This window comes from Thermoleptolyngbya sp. PKUAC-SCTB121 (assembly GCF_016919485.1).
GTDB classification, from domain to species: domain Bacteria; phylum Cyanobacteriota; class Cyanobacteriia; order Elainellales; family Elainellaceae; genus Thermoleptolyngbya; species Thermoleptolyngbya sichuanensis.
Map to the genome: position 1 here is coordinate 3718837 of NZ_CP070366.1, position 16914 is coordinate 3735750.

General features: G+C 55.7%; 9 protein-coding genes and 1 pseudogene. 5 read left to right on the forward strand and 5 right to left on the reverse strand.

What is annotated here, in order from left to right; translation table 11 throughout:
- Nucleotides 1-264: 264 nt before the first annotated feature.
- The 3 genes from JTM80_RS15240 to JTM80_RS15250 all read left to right on the forward strand — a co-directional run bounded on the left by JTM80_RS15240 (nucleotide 265) and on the right by JTM80_RS15250 (nucleotide 4827).
- Nucleotides 265-747, forward strand: a complete 483-nt coding sequence (locus JTM80_RS15240) for a pentapeptide repeat-containing protein (protein WP_225906645.1) — start codon at nucleotides 265-267, stop codon at nucleotides 745-747.
- Between the two features lie 304 nt (nucleotides 748-1051).
- Nucleotides 1052-4291 (forward strand): BTAD domain-containing putative transcriptional regulator, encoded by a 3240-nt coding sequence (locus JTM80_RS15245; RefSeq protein WP_205369739.1) that lies wholly within the window; start codon nucleotides 1052-1054, stop codon nucleotides 4289-4291.
- The gene (locus JTM80_RS15250; RefSeq protein WP_172357738.1) at nucleotides 4288-4827 is read left to right on the forward strand and encodes a nickel-binding protein; all 540 of its coding nucleotides are present in this window, start codon (nucleotides 4288-4290) and stop codon (nucleotides 4825-4827) included. The genes JTM80_RS15245 and JTM80_RS15250 overlap by 4 nt, the downstream gene beginning before the upstream one ends.
- Before the next feature lie 113 nt (nucleotides 4828-4940).
- On the opposite strand, the gene JTM80_RS15255 is transcribed toward JTM80_RS15250, so the two are convergent.
- Nucleotides 4941-5603, reverse strand: a complete 663-nt coding sequence (locus tag JTM80_RS15255; RefSeq protein ID WP_205369740.1) for a hypothetical protein — start codon at nucleotides 5601-5603, stop codon at nucleotides 4941-4943.
- Between the two features lie 1135 nt (nucleotides 5604-6738).
- Here JTM80_RS15255 and JTM80_RS15260 point away from each other — a divergent pair.
- The gene (locus JTM80_RS15260; protein ID WP_255548777.1) at nucleotides 6739-8481 is read left to right on the forward strand and encodes a cellulase family glycosylhydrolase; all 1743 of its coding nucleotides are present in this window, start codon (nucleotides 6739-6741) and stop codon (nucleotides 8479-8481) included.
- A 277-nt stretch (nucleotides 8482-8758) separates the two neighbouring features.
- Nucleotides 8759-10072: an NF041680 family putative transposase gene (locus JTM80_RS15265; RefSeq protein WP_205369514.1), complete on the forward strand. Its 1314-nt coding sequence runs from the start codon at nucleotides 8759-8761 to the stop codon at nucleotides 10070-10072.
- A 373-nt stretch (nucleotides 10073-10445) separates the two neighbouring features.
- Here JTM80_RS15265 and JTM80_RS15270 read toward each other — a convergent pair.
- The 4 genes and pseudogenes from JTM80_RS15270 to JTM80_RS15285 form a co-directional block, all read right to left on the reverse strand.
- Nucleotides 10446-11758 (reverse strand): annotated as a pseudogene (locus JTM80_RS15270) (NF041680 family putative transposase).
- 195 nt (nucleotides 11759-11953) lie between these two features.
- The gene (locus tag JTM80_RS15275) at nucleotides 11954-13603 is read right to left on the reverse strand and encodes an aldehyde dehydrogenase family protein (protein ID WP_172354577.1); all 1650 of its coding nucleotides are present in this window, start codon (nucleotides 13601-13603) and stop codon (nucleotides 11954-11956) included.
- Nucleotides 13604-13711: 108 nt separating this feature from the next.
- On the reverse strand, nucleotides 13712-15886 hold the full coding sequence (locus tag JTM80_RS15280; protein ID WP_205369742.1) for an ATP-binding protein: 2175 nt from the start codon (nucleotides 15884-15886) through the stop codon (nucleotides 13712-13714).
- 3 nt (nucleotides 15887-15889) lie between these two features.
- On the reverse strand, nucleotides 15890-16057 hold the full coding sequence (locus tag JTM80_RS15285; RefSeq protein WP_172354575.1) for a hypothetical protein: 168 nt from the start codon (nucleotides 16055-16057) through the stop codon (nucleotides 15890-15892).
- Nucleotides 16058-16914 lie beyond the last annotated feature (857 nt).

The following is a 16914-nucleotide window of genomic DNA, read 5'->3' on the forward strand; positions in this document are numbered from 1 at the left end:
TTGGATAATCGCAGTTGGACAATTTCTCGCGGGCTGCGCTCGCGAGAGAGGCTTTGCTCGAGAGAAATTGTCTAAAACCCAGAAAGCTTATTGCAAGTGCGTAAGTCCTAAAGCGAATAATCAGGCTGAAGGCTATCCATCGATTCTATGCAGACACGTTGGGACTGGTTCCTTATGAAAACCCGTAATTTTGGAGCGCCCTTTGGGTTGCCTAACCAGGCTAGGCTGGGGCCAGCTTCCCAGATCTGTGCCAAAGCGGGGCGAATGGCAGTGCATATAGGGGCGATCGCCCTCTCTCTCCTGCTCTTCAGCAGTTGCGCCAGCCCCGACCCCCAGGCTCGCCTTGCTGACACCAAAGAATGTATCGAGTGCGATTTGCAGGGCAAGGCGCTGGCCAATGCGGATCTCAAAAGTGCCAAGCTAAATCGCGCCAATCTCAGCGGCGCTGACCTAAACGGTGCCAATCTCAGCGAGGCGCTGCTCGACACCGCCAACCTCAGCGGCGCAAATCTGAGCAACGCAGACCTCAACCGTGCTGCGCTGCCCTCTGCAAACCTCAGCGGTGCAAATCTCTCCGGTGCCAGTTTGAAGAATACTTTCTTGCGGAACGCAGACTTTACCAATGCCAATCTCAGCAATGCCGACTTTAGCGGCAGCGACCTCAGCGGGGCCAAGCTAGACGGCGCAACCCAGGACGGCGCTGTTTTTCAGGGCGCGATTCTGCCCGATGGGACAGTGCAGCCGTAGTTGGGGCCCGCAGCAGCGTTCCTTGCTTGGATTCTAAAATGGAGCGATCGCCCCGCAGTGCTGACGCACAAACATAGGAAATTTCAGGCATGGGGTAAAATCCTGACAATGCTTTGCACTATCTGGACTAATGGTCTGGACTATCTGGACTAATGGTCTTGGCTATAGAGTCTGGGTTATAGAGTCTGGACTAACACTCTGGGCTATTAGTCTGAACCAATAGCCTGGACGCAGACTCGTAAGGGGTTCCAGCAGGAGGTTCCAGCAGGAGGTTCCAGAACGACGCACTTGAGCGGGTGATGCTATGCCTCCCAGGTTGCACATTAAATTGCTCGGAGACTTTGCCATCACCGATGAGCGACAGGTTTCGTTGGGTATTGGCAGCGATCGCCAGCAGGCTCTCCTGGCGTATTTGTTGCTGCATCGCCACACGCCGCAGCCTCGCCAGCGCCTTGCCTTTCACCTCTGGCCCGATTCCACCGAATCCCAGTCTCGCTCTAACCTGCGAAAGGCCCTTTCCCACCTGCGGCAAGCCCTACCAGAACCAGATACGGTGCTGCTGGCAGATGCCAAAACGCTGCAATGGTCGCCCAGCGCTCCCATTTTTCTGGATGTGGCGGAATTTGAGAATGCGGTAAAGCTTGCTGCCCAAGCGACCGAACCCGACATCGCGCGATCGCACTTAGAAGCTGCCCTATCTCTATACCAGGGCGACCTGCTACCTGGCTGCACAGATGAGTGGATTGAGCCAAAGCGCGATCGCCTCCAGCAAACTCACAGGCGGGCATTGCAGCAGACTATCGCGCTGTTCAAAGCGCGGCAAGACTATGGCACGGCGATCGCCTATGCTCAGCAGGTACTGCGGAGCGACCCGCTCAACGAAGCCGCCCACGCGACGCTGATGCATCTGCACTGGCTGAATGGCGATCGCGCCAACGCACTCCAGGTCTATCATCACTGTATGACGCTGCTGCGGGAGGAATTGGGCGTTGACCCTGGCCCCACCCTCCGCAAGCTGTATGACCAAATCCTCAATGCAGACGATGAGCCAGTTAGCAGTCTTGCAGGCAGTCTTGCAGGCAGTATCGCAACGGCTTCTGGGGGCGATCGCCCGCTGGACAGCGCCGCCCTGCTGTCTCCTGCATCGGCAGCGCAGCAGCCTAGCCCGCTGATTGGGCGAACCCACGAATGGGCCACCATCCAGCAGTGGATGGGGGCAGAGAATTCGCCGGATAATGTAGCTTTGGACACCCTGGGCGATCGCCCGGTACTGCTGCTGACGGGGGAGCCGGGCATTGGCAAAACGCGCCTGCTGCAAGCAATCCAGGAGCAGTTTCAGCAGCGGAATCAGTGCGTTCTGTGGGGGCGTGGCTTTGAAGCGGAAATCGTGCGTCCCTATGGCGTATGGATTGATGCGCTGCGTGCGTTTGTGACGAATGCCAACGTGCAAATACCAGAAGATTTGACTTACCTACTCAGTGAGTCGAGTCCTTCATCGCAAAGTTCCGATCGCAGTCCGTCGGATCGCAGCTATCTATTCGACAGCGTGGTTCAGTTTATTTCCACGCTCTGTTCCAGCCAGCGTTCCGTTCTGATTGTTTTGGACGATATTCAATGGATCGATGAAGCATCGTCATCGTTGTTGCACTATGCCATTCGGCTGCTGAGTCAGCATTCTGTCTTTTTTGCCTGCACCGCCCGCTCTAAAGAGCTAGACGACAATGCAGTCGTACTTCGGGGATTGCAGGCGCTGCGGCGAGAACGGCGCCTGCTGACGTTGGCGCTGCAACCGCTAGAGCCAAAGCAAACGGCGGCGCTGATTCGCAGTGTTTACGCGCTTCCAGATCTGGACTGGTCGCCAGAGAAAATGCAGCAGGTGTTTATCGACAGCGGCGGCAATCCGCTGTTTGCGCTGGAAATTGCGCGGGCGCTGTCTGTGGGCGAGGCGACCCACGCCGATAGTTTGGAACTGCTGATTGGCGATCGCCTGCAACGGCTGGACGACTATGCTCGCGAACTGATTCCCTGGGCGGCCGCACTGGGCAGAACCTTTGACCCCACCACGCTGTCTGAGATTGCCGATGCGCCGCTGTCTAAGCTGCTGACGGGTATCGAGCAGCTAGAGCGGGAAAGCCTGATTCGAGCTAGCGCGTCCCACGGGAAGGAAATGCGATACGACTTTGCCCATGACATCGTGCGGCAGGTGGCCTATCGGCAACTGTCGGAGCCCCGTCGTCGCTTGCTGCATCTCCAGATTTCCCAAAAGCTGCACCAGCGGGCAGGTCAAGACCCGGCTCTGGCGGCAGAAATCGCACATCACGCCGCATTGGGGGGCGATCGCGCTTTGGCGGCGGCGGCCTGTTTGGCGGCGGCCAATTATTCGCTCAAGCTGTTTGCCTATGCCGAAGCCGCAGAACTTGCTCTACGCGGAATTCAGCATTGTCAGGTGCTAGATCAGCGCACCCGCGTTCGGCTGCATATCGAACTGCTGCAAGTGCTGATGTTTGCTGGAGTTCCCGCTGATCGGGTAGCGCCCCTGGAGGCAGAAGTTCAAGAACTGGTGCAAGAAGCCCATCGGCTGGGCCTCTCGGAAGCGGAGATGGCGGGGCTGGAAGTGCTTATGATTCTGAACTTTCAGTACAGCAATTTTGCCCATGTGCAGCAGCATTCTGAGCGAGTCGTAGAAATTGGGCGGTTGGCCAGTCCCCTGATGACGGCCCGCGCCCTGGCATCCAGCGGTTCCTGTTTGGCGGAAGTGGGGCGGGAGATGGCGCGGGCAGAGGCGCTGCTGGAAGAGGCGCGATCGCTGGCGGCGCGAGTGGGGCAGGAGTCGGCGGATTTGTACGGCGGGCTGGGGCGCGTGCGGCTGCACACGGGCAGCTATGACGAAGGGCGGGAACTGCTGCAACGGGCCTACGAGATCGCGCAGCAGGAGCAGGATCATTGGCGCGAATGCTGGGTGCTGAGCTATCTGGCCATCACCGAACTGGAAGCGGGAGACCCAGCGGCAGCCCTGGCCTACAGTCAGGCGATCGCCTCCGTTGCTTCGCAGATCCAGGGGCAGGGCAGCGAGTCCGCCGTGGCAGATGCGCTTACCGCGCTAGCCCAATATCATTTGCAGGAACCGAATGCCGAAGCTGCAATCGAGCGGGCGATCATCGCCCTGCGACAGCTAGACAACCGACGAACGCTGTCTTATCTGCTGAGCAGCGCCGCCGAAGTGGATCTAGCGGGCGATCGCCCCGCCCAAGCCATTGAGAGAGCAGCCGTGGCGCTGTCCGAAGCCCAGGCAATTGATCAACCAGTCGATTTGGCACTGGCGTGGGCGCTGCTGGTGCAGGGCTGGCTGCGAGTTGCCGAAATTGCCCCCGACCCCAACGCCGTCGGCGCGGCTCAGCAGCAGGCAATGGATCTGTTCCAGCAGTTCTATCCGCAAATCAGCGTCGCCGATCTCAGCCGCCGCGCCCGCGCCGCCGTTGCCCAAACCCGACACCAGATGTCCCTGATGCATCCCCATGCCGTTGCTCTGAAAAAAGCGCCATGACCCTCATTATTGTTGAAACCGATCGCCCCGCTCCCATCACGCCAGAGGTTCTGGCAGACGAAGGAAATCGAGTGTTTCCCTGTTTGGCAGCGCGAAAGGCAACCTGGCGATATTCCCTGCTGTCAGGCGATCGCCGCCGCATGATTTGCAGCTTTGAGGCTCCTGATGCCGAAGCCGTCCGCATGTCCTACCGCACGGCTTATCTTCCCTTTGAAAAGATGTGGGTTGACCATCTCCGCGAACCGGAGGGTATTCCGCCTGTGGGGAACGAGTCTGCGCTGGTGGTGGCTGAGATCGCCTATCCAGCGGGACTTTCGGAGCCAGAGCAGCAGGCGCAGTGGCAAGTTATCACCCAGCGCTTGCTGCCTTGTTATGCAGAGCGGGGCGTGGAATGGGTGCGATCGCACGTTTCGCCAGACCAAACCCTGATCCTGTCGGAACTCAATGCGCCCGATCCGGCACTCATCGAGGCGGCCCATCGCCAAGTCGGTCTACCCCTTTCCCGCTTGTGGTCAGCCACGCTGCTGAAGCCCTAGTCCGGTTTCTATGGGGGCAATGCACTAAAAAGTGTGAATCCCCGCAAGGTTTTACCCAGCAGGGATTCTAAATCAGAGACAAAGATGAGAGACGAACCTGGCTTACAGACAGATTAGGATGCAAGGCGCTGCTGTTGCCATACCGTGTTGGGCACACGAGTAAAGCGGGTCTGCTGCTTTTGCGCGGGCTGCTCTGCTTTCAGGTTTTCCATCTGAGCCATCATTTGCTTCAGATGATTCAGCAAGTCGTCGATCTGAGCGGGGCTGTCCGCACCCTTTAGCGCCTGAGACACACTTTCGACCGTCGCTTCGAGAGAAGCAGGCTGAGCCGCTTCGGCAGAAATCGCATGGCGCTTGATTGGCTCAAGGCTGACTAATTCTGCTTGCTTGCTAACCGCAACCGTGGCTCGCTGTTCCACTTCGACCTGCGCCAGCGAGTGCTGAAGTAGTTCAGCCGCAGGAGAAACAGTCTCCACCTCATCCAGGAAAGACTCCAGACCTGCCGAAGCCAGCCGCGTCTCCGAAAATCGCAGGCTTTCCAATTCGTTTTCCTTATCTTTTAGCTGCTGACGTAGGTCAGACACTTCATCCTCTGCCTTGCTTAGCTTCCGAGAAGAATTGCTCCAGCTCATCAGCGCCAGAGCCGTCACACCAGCACCCAGACTGACTGCCGTTGCAAGCCCCAGGTAGGGCCCCGATAGCTCCTTAAGTTGCCCTGCGAAAATGGGCTGGTTCTCTAAATGAACCGTTAGGGGCTGAGAACCCATTGCAGCCATAGGAAGCGTAGCTGCCGAAAACACAACACCTGCGAGCAGTGACGAGGACAGTAAAGTACGTGGAAAGCTCATAGTTCAGGAACCAAAAAACAACAGAAATATAGAAGCGGCTAACTACGTGAAATCGTCATCCCTGTTAGACATGCCCACTTTCAAGTCGTGGTACAACCCGTGCTGCGTAACGATACCCTGGTGGCTAGAGTTTGGGAAGACATCTGCTTACTTACAAAACTAACCCGTAGACCAAGGGGCTTGGGTATGCCTTTCGTAAAGAGCACAGTCTTGCGTTTAAAGCTCAAGTAAACTTTCATATCGCGCTCTATATAAACACTCATTTCGCCACCTGAGACAGAAATGATCTAGAGCAAAGAACAGGCGCTTTAGTTAACTTATATCCGTACGTCTTTTGCTAGAGGCAGAGGTTTCTATGGAACAGATCCTTAACTGATATAGAGAGCTAACTATACGTAGCTATCCATAGAGTGACTGTAAACCTGATCATTTCGAGAAAAACTGTATAAGATTGGACAAAATACGGTTTTGAAGAACTTTCAATTTCCTGGCAAGAGGGGCGATCGTCCATCAATAAATGCTGGAACAATACCAGAATCGAAAATCCCATCTCTTGAATATTAACGCTTCAATTTGCTGGAGGCTTTTCGGATTCTTTTCCAATACTTTTCCAAAGCTTTATCAAATACATGAAAAATAAAGCAGGCATGAAGCACTAATTTTCAGAGAATTATTCGGCTCACCTTCAATCTCCACATCAGCCTTCAAAGCAATTGAGATTTCTGGATAAATACATGCCGCACAGAGAATTCTCCGAGATTCTTCCAAAGTATTTTCTGTGATGAAACCATCCGAAAAATCACCGAATTAGGTTTCTTTATCAAAACTTGAATCTTGCTTTAGGAAGAATTCAAGCTTCCCGGAGTTTTGCGGAAACCTATGTAGAGGAAAGAGGTCATTTTTGAATCAGGTGGTACATCTTCCGAGTGTCTTGCACTCTCCAATACGTCTTTCGATGGAGGACTTAATAACCATGAGCAGAAAACTCACGCAGATCTTTCGAGGTGGGTTTATCGATCGGGGAGGACGACGCCAGAGGGGACATCAAGACGCAGACGGTTTTTTGACCAAACGGCAATGGAGACTCGGCAAAGGCCTGAAAGGCTTCCTGCTGTTTGGTTTGTCACTGTTGCTCACCGTTGGCTTCACGCTCCGCCTGTTGCCGTCGGGGTTGTCGGGTTCACCCGTGGCGATCGCCTCTACAGTCGTGCAAACTCCGCTCTCGACCCGTGGCTCACAGATTCTCGACGCTTCGGGCAAAACGCTCCTGCTGCGCGGGGTGAACTGGTTTGGCATCGAGACAGAAACACACGCGCCGCATGGACTTTGGGCCCGCGACTATAAGCAAATGCTGGCGCAGATTCGCAGCCTGGGCTACAACGTGATTCGCCTGCCATTCTCGATTCAATCGCTGCGATCGCAAACCATCAGCGGTGTGGATTTTTCTATCGGCAGCAACCGCGAATTGCAGGGCAAAACGCCCCTTGAAGTTATGGATCTGGTGATTCAAGAAGCCCAGCGCCAGGGCCTGATGATCGTATTGGATTGCCACCGCCTAAACGACCAGCGCATTCCTGAACTGTGGTATGGCGATGGCTTTACAGAGCAGGACTGGATTAGCACCTGGACAATGCTGGCCAACCGTTATCGAAACCAAGCGAACGTCATCGGAGCCGACCTCAAGAACGAACCACACGGTCGAGCAAGCTGGGGTACAGGTGACCTGGCAACTGACTGGCGATTGGCCGCTGAGCGAGCCGGAAACAGCATCTTGAACGTGAACCCCAACTGGCTGATTGTGGTCGAAGGCGTGGAGAACAACGTGCCAGGTCAGCGGCTTGCAGTTCACTGGTGGGGCGGCAACCTGGAGGGCGTGCGAAACTTTCCTGTGCGCCTGACCCGTCCCAATAAGTTGGTGTATTCTCCCCATGAGTACGGGGCAGGGGTTTACAACCAGAGCTGGTTCAATGAACCCAGCTTTCCCCAAAATCTGTATGAGCGCTGGGAGATCGGGTTCAACTATATTGCCCGCGAAGGTATCGCGCCGATTTTTGTGGGCGAATTCGGCGGCAGACAGGTCGATACTCGTTCCAAAGAAGGGATCTGGCAGCGCCAGTTTGTCAATTTCATTGGGCAAAATCAGCTTCATTTCGCCTATTGGAGTTGGAACCCAAATAGCGGCGACACAGGCGGCATCTTGCAAGACAACTGGCAGACGATTCATGCAGACAAGCAGCAACTCTTGAACCAATTGCTGCCTGTGCCGGGGGTTGCGCCGGGGACGAGTCCGTCGCCTAGTCCCAGCCCCAGCCCGACTCCGAAGCCGAGTCCGTCACCCAGTCCGTCGCCGAGTCCCAGTCCGTCACCCAGTCCGTCGCCGAGTCCCAGTCCGTCACCCAGTCCGTCGCCGAGTCCCAGTCCGTCGCCGAGTCCCAGTCCGTCACCGAGTCCCAGTCCGTCACCCAGTCCGTCGCCAAGTCCGTCGCCAAGTCCCAGTCCCTCATCTGGACTCAGCACTAGCTTGACGATGCAGTCAGACTGGCAGACTGGTTTCTGTACTGCCATTCGGGTGGCAAACCAGGGACGCAGCGCAGTGAACAACTGGCGACTGACGTTTGACATGAATCAGGCAACGATCAACCAGAGTTGGAACGGCACCTTTAGCCGCCAGGGTTCGCGGTATACCGTTGTGCCACCCAGTTGGGGACAGCGGTTGCAGCCGGGACAGTCGGTTGATTTGGGATTCTGTGCAAACAAGCAGGGATCGGATTATCGACCGAGAAATGCGATCGCCACTGCGATTTAGGCGATTTTGGATTTTAGATTTTGGATTGAAGCTCTGAGCTGAAAAGCCTTGATTGGTCGGGAAATTAGCCGCTTCCAAAATCAAAAATCAGCCTTCTAAAATCGACTCTCTTTGGGCGGCTTGATGCGAGGCTTTGCTGCATCAGCCGTCTATTTTTTGTGCCTGTTTTTGTGCCTGTCAGAACCTACTTTAGTTTGGACTAATGGTGAAGAGGAAGGCAGTCAATGAGAAGCACCGACTGCCGTAAGGTCAATGAAGTACAACCAACATTGACCCCATGATTTTCAACGAACTTCAGCAATTTCGCCAAACGTTGTATGCCAGCTTGGGAAACGCCAGAGATGCCCTGTTTGATCTGATGGATGCCGTGTTAGTGAGTGCGTGCATCGTGTCGTTTGTGAGGCTATCGCAGAGTCCTGTCTTTCGTCGCCAGTGGTCGAGCCCCTATGAAGCGTTGCGCGATAGCCGCCTACCCCGCTCAAAGGTGCTGAAGCTGTTGGTGCAGCAGATACCGACTCAGCAGCAACCGTTGTTGGCAGGTGATGCGAGTCGGTGGAACCGTCCTGCTGCCAGGCGTTTGAAAGACCGCACCTTATCAGGCAGAACAGGACATGCCCCGATAGCCGGACAAAACTACAGTACCTTAGCCTGGATTGCTGAAGACAGGGGCAGTTGGGCATTACCATTGCGGCATGAGCGCATCACCAGCTTTGAAACACCCGCCAGTAAAGCGGCATTCCAACTCAAACAAGTGACTCGGCAGTTAGCGGTGCGTCCGTTGGCGATCTACGACCGAGGGTACGGCAATGCCAGTTTTGTCAACCAAACGGCAGGGATTGAGGCAGACTTGCTGCTGCGGGTTACATCCAATCGATGTGTCTATGGCGCGCCCCCAGCGTATCGAGGGCGAGGCGCACCTGCCAAGCATGGACATAAGATGAAACTCAATGACCCTGACACTTGGAGTGTCCCGGTCGAAACCGTTGAAGTCGATGATCCCAACTGGGGACGAGTGCGGGTCAGTCGTTGGAGTGCATACCATTTCCGCAAATCCCCCAAACGGGCAATGGAAGTGTTGCGCGTGGAGGTGCTGGAGACACAGAGCAGCACGCGACGCTTGGCTCCTTTGTGGTTAGTTTGGCTGGGTGAGCAGATGCCTCCGTTAGAAACCCTGTGGTTGCACTACCTCCGTCGCTTTGCCATTGAACACTGGTATCGCTTTGCCAAGCAGAGGCTATATTGGACACATCCCCAGTTCAGTTCTGTATCGGCAACCGAACAGTGGAGCAGCCTGATGCCGTTGCTCAGTTGGCAGTTGTGGTTAGCGCGAAAGGACTGTACTGACCACCCCTTGCCCTGGCAGGCACCGCAAGAAACGTTGACTCCGGGTCGGGTCGCACAAGCGTTTGCAGGCATTTTGGCAGCGATTGGCACCCCTGCTCCTGCGCCTAAACCTCGTGGTAAATCGCCAGGACGAGGCAAGGGGCACAAGCCAACTCCTCGTCCCTGCTATCCGATGGTCAAAAAACGAGCCTCGAAACGCAAGACATCCGAACAATCCCTGAACAGTCCGGTTGCAACAGCAGCTTAACTGCGAGCAGGATTGTATCCAATTCCTTAAGTTCAACTGTTATGAACGGTTGAGCAAATTCTTTATGGCATCCTGTTGAGCATTATTGTGATGCCAGTTAGTCCAAACTAAAGAACCTACGCACTTGCGATAAGTTTTCTGGGTTTCGGATGATTTCTCGCGGGCTGCGCCCGCGAGAAATCATCCAACTACGTCAGTCCTACTTGTTTTGCACTCGATTTTTTGGCGCTCGAATAGCTTCGGCTTGGTCGATTCTCTGACTTTAGTTTGGACTAACTGGCATCACAATAATGCTCAACAGGATGCCATAAAGAATCTGCTCAACCGTTCATAACAGTTGAACTTAAGGAATTGGATACAATCCTGCTCGCAGTTAAGCTGCTGTTGCAACCGGACTGTTCAGGGATTGTTCGGATGTCTTGCGTTTCGAGGCTCGTTTTTTGACCATCGGATAGCAGGGACGAGGAGTTGGCTTGTGCCCCTTGCCTCGTCCTGGCGATTTACCACGAGGTTTAGGCGCAGGAGCAGGGGTGCCAATCGCTGCCAAAATGCCTGCAAACGCTTGTGCGACCCGACCCGGAGTCAACGTTTCTTGCGGTGCCTGCCAGGGCAAGGGGTGGTCAGTACAGTCCTTTCGCGCTAACCACAACTGCCAACTGAGCAACGGCATCAGGCTGCTCCACTGTTCGGTTGCCGATACAGAACTGAACTGGGGATGTGTCCAATATAGCCTCTGCTTGGCAAAGCGATACCAGTGTTCAATGGCAAAGCGACGGAGGTAGTGCAACCACAGGGTTTCTAACGGAGGCATCTGCTCACCCAGCCAAACTAACCACAAAGGAGCCAAGCGTCGCGTGCTGCTCTGTGTCTCCAGCACCTCCACGCGCAACACTTCCATTGCCCGTTTGGGGATTTGCGGAAATGGTATGCACTCCAACGACTGACCCGCACTCGTCCCCAGTTGGGATCATCGACTTCAACGGTTTCGACCGGGACACTCCAAGTGTCAGGGTCATTGAGTTTCATCTTATGTCCATGCTTGGCAGGTGCGCCTCGCCCTCGATACGCTGGGGGCGCGCCATAGACACATCGATTGGATGTAACCCGCAGCAGCAAGTCTGCCTCAATCCCTGCCGTTTGGTTGACAAAACTGGCATTGCCGTACCCTCGGTCGTAGATCGCCAACGGACGCACCGCTAACTGCCGAGTCACTTGTTTGAGTTGGAATGCCGCTTTACTGGCGGGTGTTTCAAAGCTGGTGATGCGCTCATGCCGCAATGGTAATGCCCAACTGCCCCTGTCTTCAGCAATCCAGGCTAAGGTACTGTAGTTTTGTCCGGCTATCGGGGCATGTCCTGTTCTGCCTGATAAGGTGCGGTCTTTCAAACGCCTGGCAGCAGGACGGTTCCACCGACTCGCATCACCTGCCAACAACGGTTGCTGCTGAGTCGGTATCTGCTGCACCAACAGCTTCAGCACCTTTGAGCGGGGTAGGCGGCTATCGCGCAACGCTTCATAGGGGCTCGACCACTGGCGACGAAAGACAGGACTCTGCGATAGCCTCACAAACGACACGATGCACGCACTCACTAACACGGCATCCATCAGATCAAACAGGGCATCTCTGGCGTTTCCCAAGCTGGCATACAACGTTTGGCGAAATTGCTGAAGTTCGTTGAAAATCATGGGGTCAATGTTGGTTGTACTTCATTGACCTTACGGCAGTCGGTGCTTCTCATTGACTGCCTTCCTCTTCACCATTAGTCCAAACTAAAGTCTCTGAAAGGGCGCTTGAGATGGCACTGCGGCTAAAGCGGCTGGAAGCTCCGCAGACATTAGACAGTCCCTCCAAAAGCTAAAATCGAAAATCCAAAACCCAAATTATCCCCTCAAAGCGGCGATCGCCACCTGAGCAAATCGCCGCCAGTTTGGGCTTGCCAAAAACTCTACATAGCGCCGCGTCACCTGCTGCAAGGTGCGGTGGTTGGCAAACCAGATGGGCTTGGGGCGGATGTGGAACGGGGCGTAGACCACGGATTTTTGGGGATAGTCGAACAGGTAGGCGTTGTGAACGATGCCGCGACCGGAGCCGATGGCGCTGAGGGGATTGCCGGGAAAGGCTCCCCAGGTGAGGGCGCTGAGCAGGAAGTTCATGCCTGTCCAGGCGTTGATCCCGATATTGCCATAGCGCAGTTGGGCGATCGCTCGCTCGACCGCTGCGGCATTTTGTCGCTGCGTTGCCGGGTCGATCAGCAGAACGCAGGACAGCGTGCCCCAGAGGGTTTCATTGGCAAAGTCTACGGCCTGTTGCAAAAACGCTGCGGTGTTGCCCGCGTCTAGGCTGACTTCGGCCAGCACACCGCAAAAGGCTTCCGTCGTCAGGGCATATTCGCCGGGAGCAGGGGGCACGTCGGGGATTAGCGTCCAGGGCACAATGTCGGGGGTGCGGGGCGCAAGGGCGATCGCCTGCGGGTAGCGGTCGAGAAATGCCTGGTAACGATCCTGTGCGCCGGGATAGTAGGCCTTGCGGGCGGGTGTGGCGGCCAGCGCAGACTTTAGCGCGGCCAAAAAGTCGTCTCGCTGCGGCCAGTGCTTGGACAGCACCAGCGCTTTTCCCGCGACACAGTTGAAGCTGGCGTTGTGGGCGACCATGCTGGCGACGTGCTGCGCTTGGTATTGCAAGTCGGCGACCGACCAGCGACCCGGCACCACCAAAATCGGCGTGACGCAGCCCAGTTCTGAGGTGATGGGCTTGGCAAGCACGGGCTGATTTGCGGCCTTGCGCTCGGCCTGTTCTGCGGGCGTGTTGCCCCAGAGGATCGCATCATGGGTGTGGTGCGATCCGGTGACGTGAATCGTGTCAATGCCTTCATGCTGGCAGAGGAATGCGCCCACTGCTGCATCTCCGGTGATTATTGCTAGAAACCCGCCCTCGATTAGGGGCCGCAAGGCCGTTTCCAGAAACGGCTTTACATAGTTACTCACCGGGTTGAGCTTGAGCAGCACCACCTGGTTTTCGGCGAAGAGTTTCGACAGCGCATCCATCGGGGCGATCGCCGACACATTGCCTGCCCCCAGCACCAGCGCCACGCCCGCAGTTGAGTTGCCACCCGGCCGGTAAATTTGCCCCTGGCTGGCGGGCTGGCCTGGCTCGATCCACACCTCGCCCCGAAACCCCAGCCACATCAGCCGATCTTGCAAGCTGTCGGGAAACACCTGGGCCACCTGCTGCCCATCTGCCCGCGAGCGCACGGACACGGGGCGCGGCTGTCCGCCTGCTGCCAACGCCTGAATCAGCAGCCGCAAATTCAGCAGCAGGCCCACCGGCCCCAGCAGCCACTCCTCTCCCGCCAGCGGCGCATTGGGATCAATACCCTTAGCACGACAGGCGGCGATCGCCCAATCCTCTGCTACTGCCACCGTTCCCGCAATACAGCGATGCAGCAGGTCTAGCCGCGCTGGAATTGGCAAATTAGCCCAGGCAGACTTGTGGGCTTGGAGATGGGCGATCGCGGTGTCGGCAGCGTGCATGAGCAGGGATTTGACAGACGGAAAAGGGCAGGCGAGATGGCGGTTGGGAGGCTCCTACTTTGCTAACCCTATCACTCCATCCACTATCCCTCCACCGTCACTCCGCTATCACTCCATCCCGCCCTTCGGCCAGGTAAACCAAAACGTGGTTCCTTGACCCAGCTCAGATTCCAGGTGAATCTCGCCGCCCTCAGTGTCGATGATTTTCTTGACGATGGATAGCCCAATGCCCGTGCTTTCCTGATCGTCTTTGGACTTTAGCGTCTGGAAAATGGCGAAGATGCGGTCGTGATAGCGGGGGTCGATGCCGGGGCCGTCGTCCGCGATGGTGAATCGAAGGTGGCGGCCCTGGTCGGCAACGGTGACTTCGACCCGTCCATCCGGGCGATCGCGGTGTTTAATGGCATTGCCAATCAGGTTTGCCAACACCTGGCTAAGCAGCAGCGGCTTAGTCGTCAGGGTTGGCAACTCTTCAGGGATAAAAACCTGCACGGTGTCCGGCGGGTCGAGCAAATCAACGACTTCATGCAGCAGCGTCGTCAGGTTGACGGTTTCCGTCGTCGTATCAGAGCGACCAATGCGGGAATATTCCAGCAGCCCGTTGATCAGCCCCTCCATCCGGCGGACGCGGCTTTGCATGAGGGTGAGATGCTGCCGGGTTTCTTCTGGCAGGGAATCGTCTAAGTCTTCTTCGATCCAATAGGCGAGGTTGGCGATCGCCCTCAGAGGAGCCTTCAAATCGTGCGACACCACGTAGGCAAACTGATCCAACTCCTGATTGCGTTCGCGCACCTGCGCCGTGCTTTGCGCCAGCAGCAGGTTCAACTGAGCCAACTCCTGCGCTCGCGCCTCTAGTTCTCGTTCGTCGCGCTTGCGCTCGGTCACTTCTTGCACCGTGACGTTGATGCCCTGCAAGTTGCCGTCCAGCCCCCATAGAGGATAGTAATTTGCCAGCCAGTCGCGCAGCACGCCTGGTTTCAGCGGCGTTTCTCCCTGCACCTCCAAGTTGAGAACAGGCTGCCCCGTGCTGGCAACCTGCCTCAAAACCCGTTCCTGATGCTCGGCCAGTTCTGGCACGATATCCCAAACCGTTTTGCCTAGGTGATCCTCGATGGGGACACCGTTGATTTCTGCCAGAAAGTCATTCAGCCGCACGTAGCGAAACTGAGTGTCAAACACGCACAGGCCAATCGGCGCAGTAGTGTAAATCGCCTCGATTTCTGCAAGCTGTCGGCGGGTCGTCTCTTCGCTTTCGCGGAGGCTGGCTTCGTCGAGCCTACGCTGGGTCGTATCGATCAGCACCCCCGACATTTGCATGGGCTGCCCGTCCGCATTATACTCGCAGCGGCCCACCGAGTTGACCCAGCGCAGGCTGCCGTCAGGATGCTTCAGGCGATATTCGCAACGAAAGGTCTGGCACTGGGCGATCGCCGCTTCTGTCACCGAAGCAGCCAACGCCCGATCTTCAGGCAGAATCTGCGCCTTCCAGTCTTCCACGTCAAAATTCTCCAGACTGGACGGTTCGCGCCCCAAAATCCTGGCAAACTGCGGTGTACCCGTAATCCGATTAGAGTCGATATCCCATTCCCAAAAGCCCATCTCTGCGGCATCCAGCGCCAGCGTCAGGCGATTGGCGTAGCGCTGAATTTCGGTGCGGGCTTGCTCGGTCTGGCTGCGGGCTTCCTGCTCTCGACGCAGCAACTCTTCCATCTGATGATTGGACGCTTCAAGCTGGGCCGTGCGCTCTGCCACCCGGTCTTCGAGCTGGGCCTGATGGCACTTCAGTTCTGCCTCAATCGCCATGCGCTCGGCAATCTGCGCCTGGAGTTCCTGGTTTGCCTGTTCTAGCTGAGTCGGACTGGGCAGCGCCAGCGCGTTGGGTACGATCGAAAACAGTTCTTTTGCCGTAAACAGGGATATGCCTGCGGTCAGCAGCTTAATCGAACCCGACAGCCAGTAGTCTGGATGCCATAGCGTCCACACCTCCAGCAAATGCGTCGTACCGCAGGCTACGATAAATGCGCCAAACAGCAGAAAAATATCGTTAAAGGGCAAATCCTTCCGCTTGCGAACAAAATAGTACAGCGTCAGCGGAATGGAATAATATGCCAAGGCAATCAGCGCATCTGAGCCGACATGTAGCCCCACCAGCCCCGGTTGCCACAAATAGCAGTGTCCATGCGGGATAAACGAAGACGCAGCAGATCCCATGCCCAGGCTTGCTCCCTTATAAAACTGCCCAATATTTTCAAACCCCAATAGTCCAACCCAGAGTGCAGCCATTCCCTACCTCCTCGATCCCGCTGCGTCTCCCAGGTTTGTCGCCGCAAAGCCCGCACTTGCAAAGCCTATATTGCTCGCTGTGGCGATTTTGGTTAAAGCAATAATTAAAGCAATAAAATGCAGTGCTTTGGTGGCTAAGCCTTTTGCAAATTCCAGCGTGTGCAGCAACATAAGGCGCATTCTTGATTGTAGTCAGGGTTGAGGCTCATTGGGGTCTGGTCTAACCGGATAACCGCTTATATCGCCTAGTCCAGCAGGAATTGCGAAACTTTGCTTCTGAGTTTTTGGAAGTTTCTGAGTTTTTAAGACCTGAAAGCGAGATCGGGCGCAGCGTTACTATTTGATTGCGGAGGGAATGATAAAGCTGAGTTTTGACAAGACTGATATCGTGCCTCTCTGCAATTGCCTGACTTTCAGGCTACTTAGGCTAAAAAGTTTCAATTGCTACATAGCCTTCTAAAGGGGGCAGCGATCTGTTTGTGATTCTCACTTGCAATTCTCAAAGGCTATCAAAGACTTGACCCGCATTCTGAAGCAGTTTCGCCGCTTTTGCTGCAAGAGTGTGCCCATCGCGCAAACCAACATCCAAAGTTGCAAATAGTACGTTGTTTCGACACAAGCACTGGATGGAACTCTTGAAACTCTCTCCCTGAAGCAGCCTCAAACCTACCTCTAAGACCCTGACGGCTGGGGGGCTGGGGGACGATACAACACAACTCTTAACTTAATCAATTTTTTATCATTTATCAATCATTGTTTCATCATTGCTCTATTCTTTGCGATTTGTGTCCCCTTGCGATTTGTTTGTTGTAAGAGTATTACGGAGTGCTGTCCCCATTCCAGCCCCATTCCAGCCCCATCCCTACCGAACGGTAGCTGTATTCGCCCCAACACAATCCAGATTATGCACCCATCCATCCCCCCGTGCCCGCCCCAGCCTAGCGAGAGGACTGCCGTTGCGATCGTTCTTGGTGTTGCCCTTTGCGCTGCACAAATCTTTGCGGTGGTGGGGCTGACGGGGTGGCTAT

Coding starts and splice junctions, on each gene's coding strand:
- JTM80_RS15280 (WP_205369742.1), bottom strand. CDS start 15,886: ATGGCTGCACTCTGGGTTGGACTATTGGGGTTTGAAAATATTGGGCAG.
- JTM80_RS15285 (WP_172354575.1), bottom strand. CDS start 16,057: ATGTTGCTGCACACGCTGGAATTTGCAAAAGGCTTAGCCACCAAAGCA.
- JTM80_RS15265 (WP_205369514.1), top strand. CDS start 8,759: ATGATTTTCAACGAACTTCAGCAATTTCGCCAAACGTTGTATGCCAGC.
- JTM80_RS15255 (WP_205369740.1), bottom strand. CDS start 5,603: ATGGCTGCAATGGGTTCTCAGCCCCTAACGGTTCATTTAGAGAACCAG.
- JTM80_RS15240 (WP_225906645.1), top strand. CDS start 265: ATGGCAGTGCATATAGGGGCGATCGCCCTCTCTCTCCTGCTCTTCAGC.
- JTM80_RS15245 (WP_205369739.1), top strand. CDS start 1,052: ATGCCTCCCAGGTTGCACATTAAATTGCTCGGAGACTTTGCCATCACC.
- JTM80_RS15250 (WP_172357738.1), top strand. CDS start 4,288: ATGACCCTCATTATTGTTGAAACCGATCGCCCCGCTCCCATCACGCCA.
- JTM80_RS15275 (WP_172354577.1), bottom strand. CDS start 13,603: ATGCACGCTGCCGACACCGCGATCGCCCATCTCCAAGCCCACAAGTCT.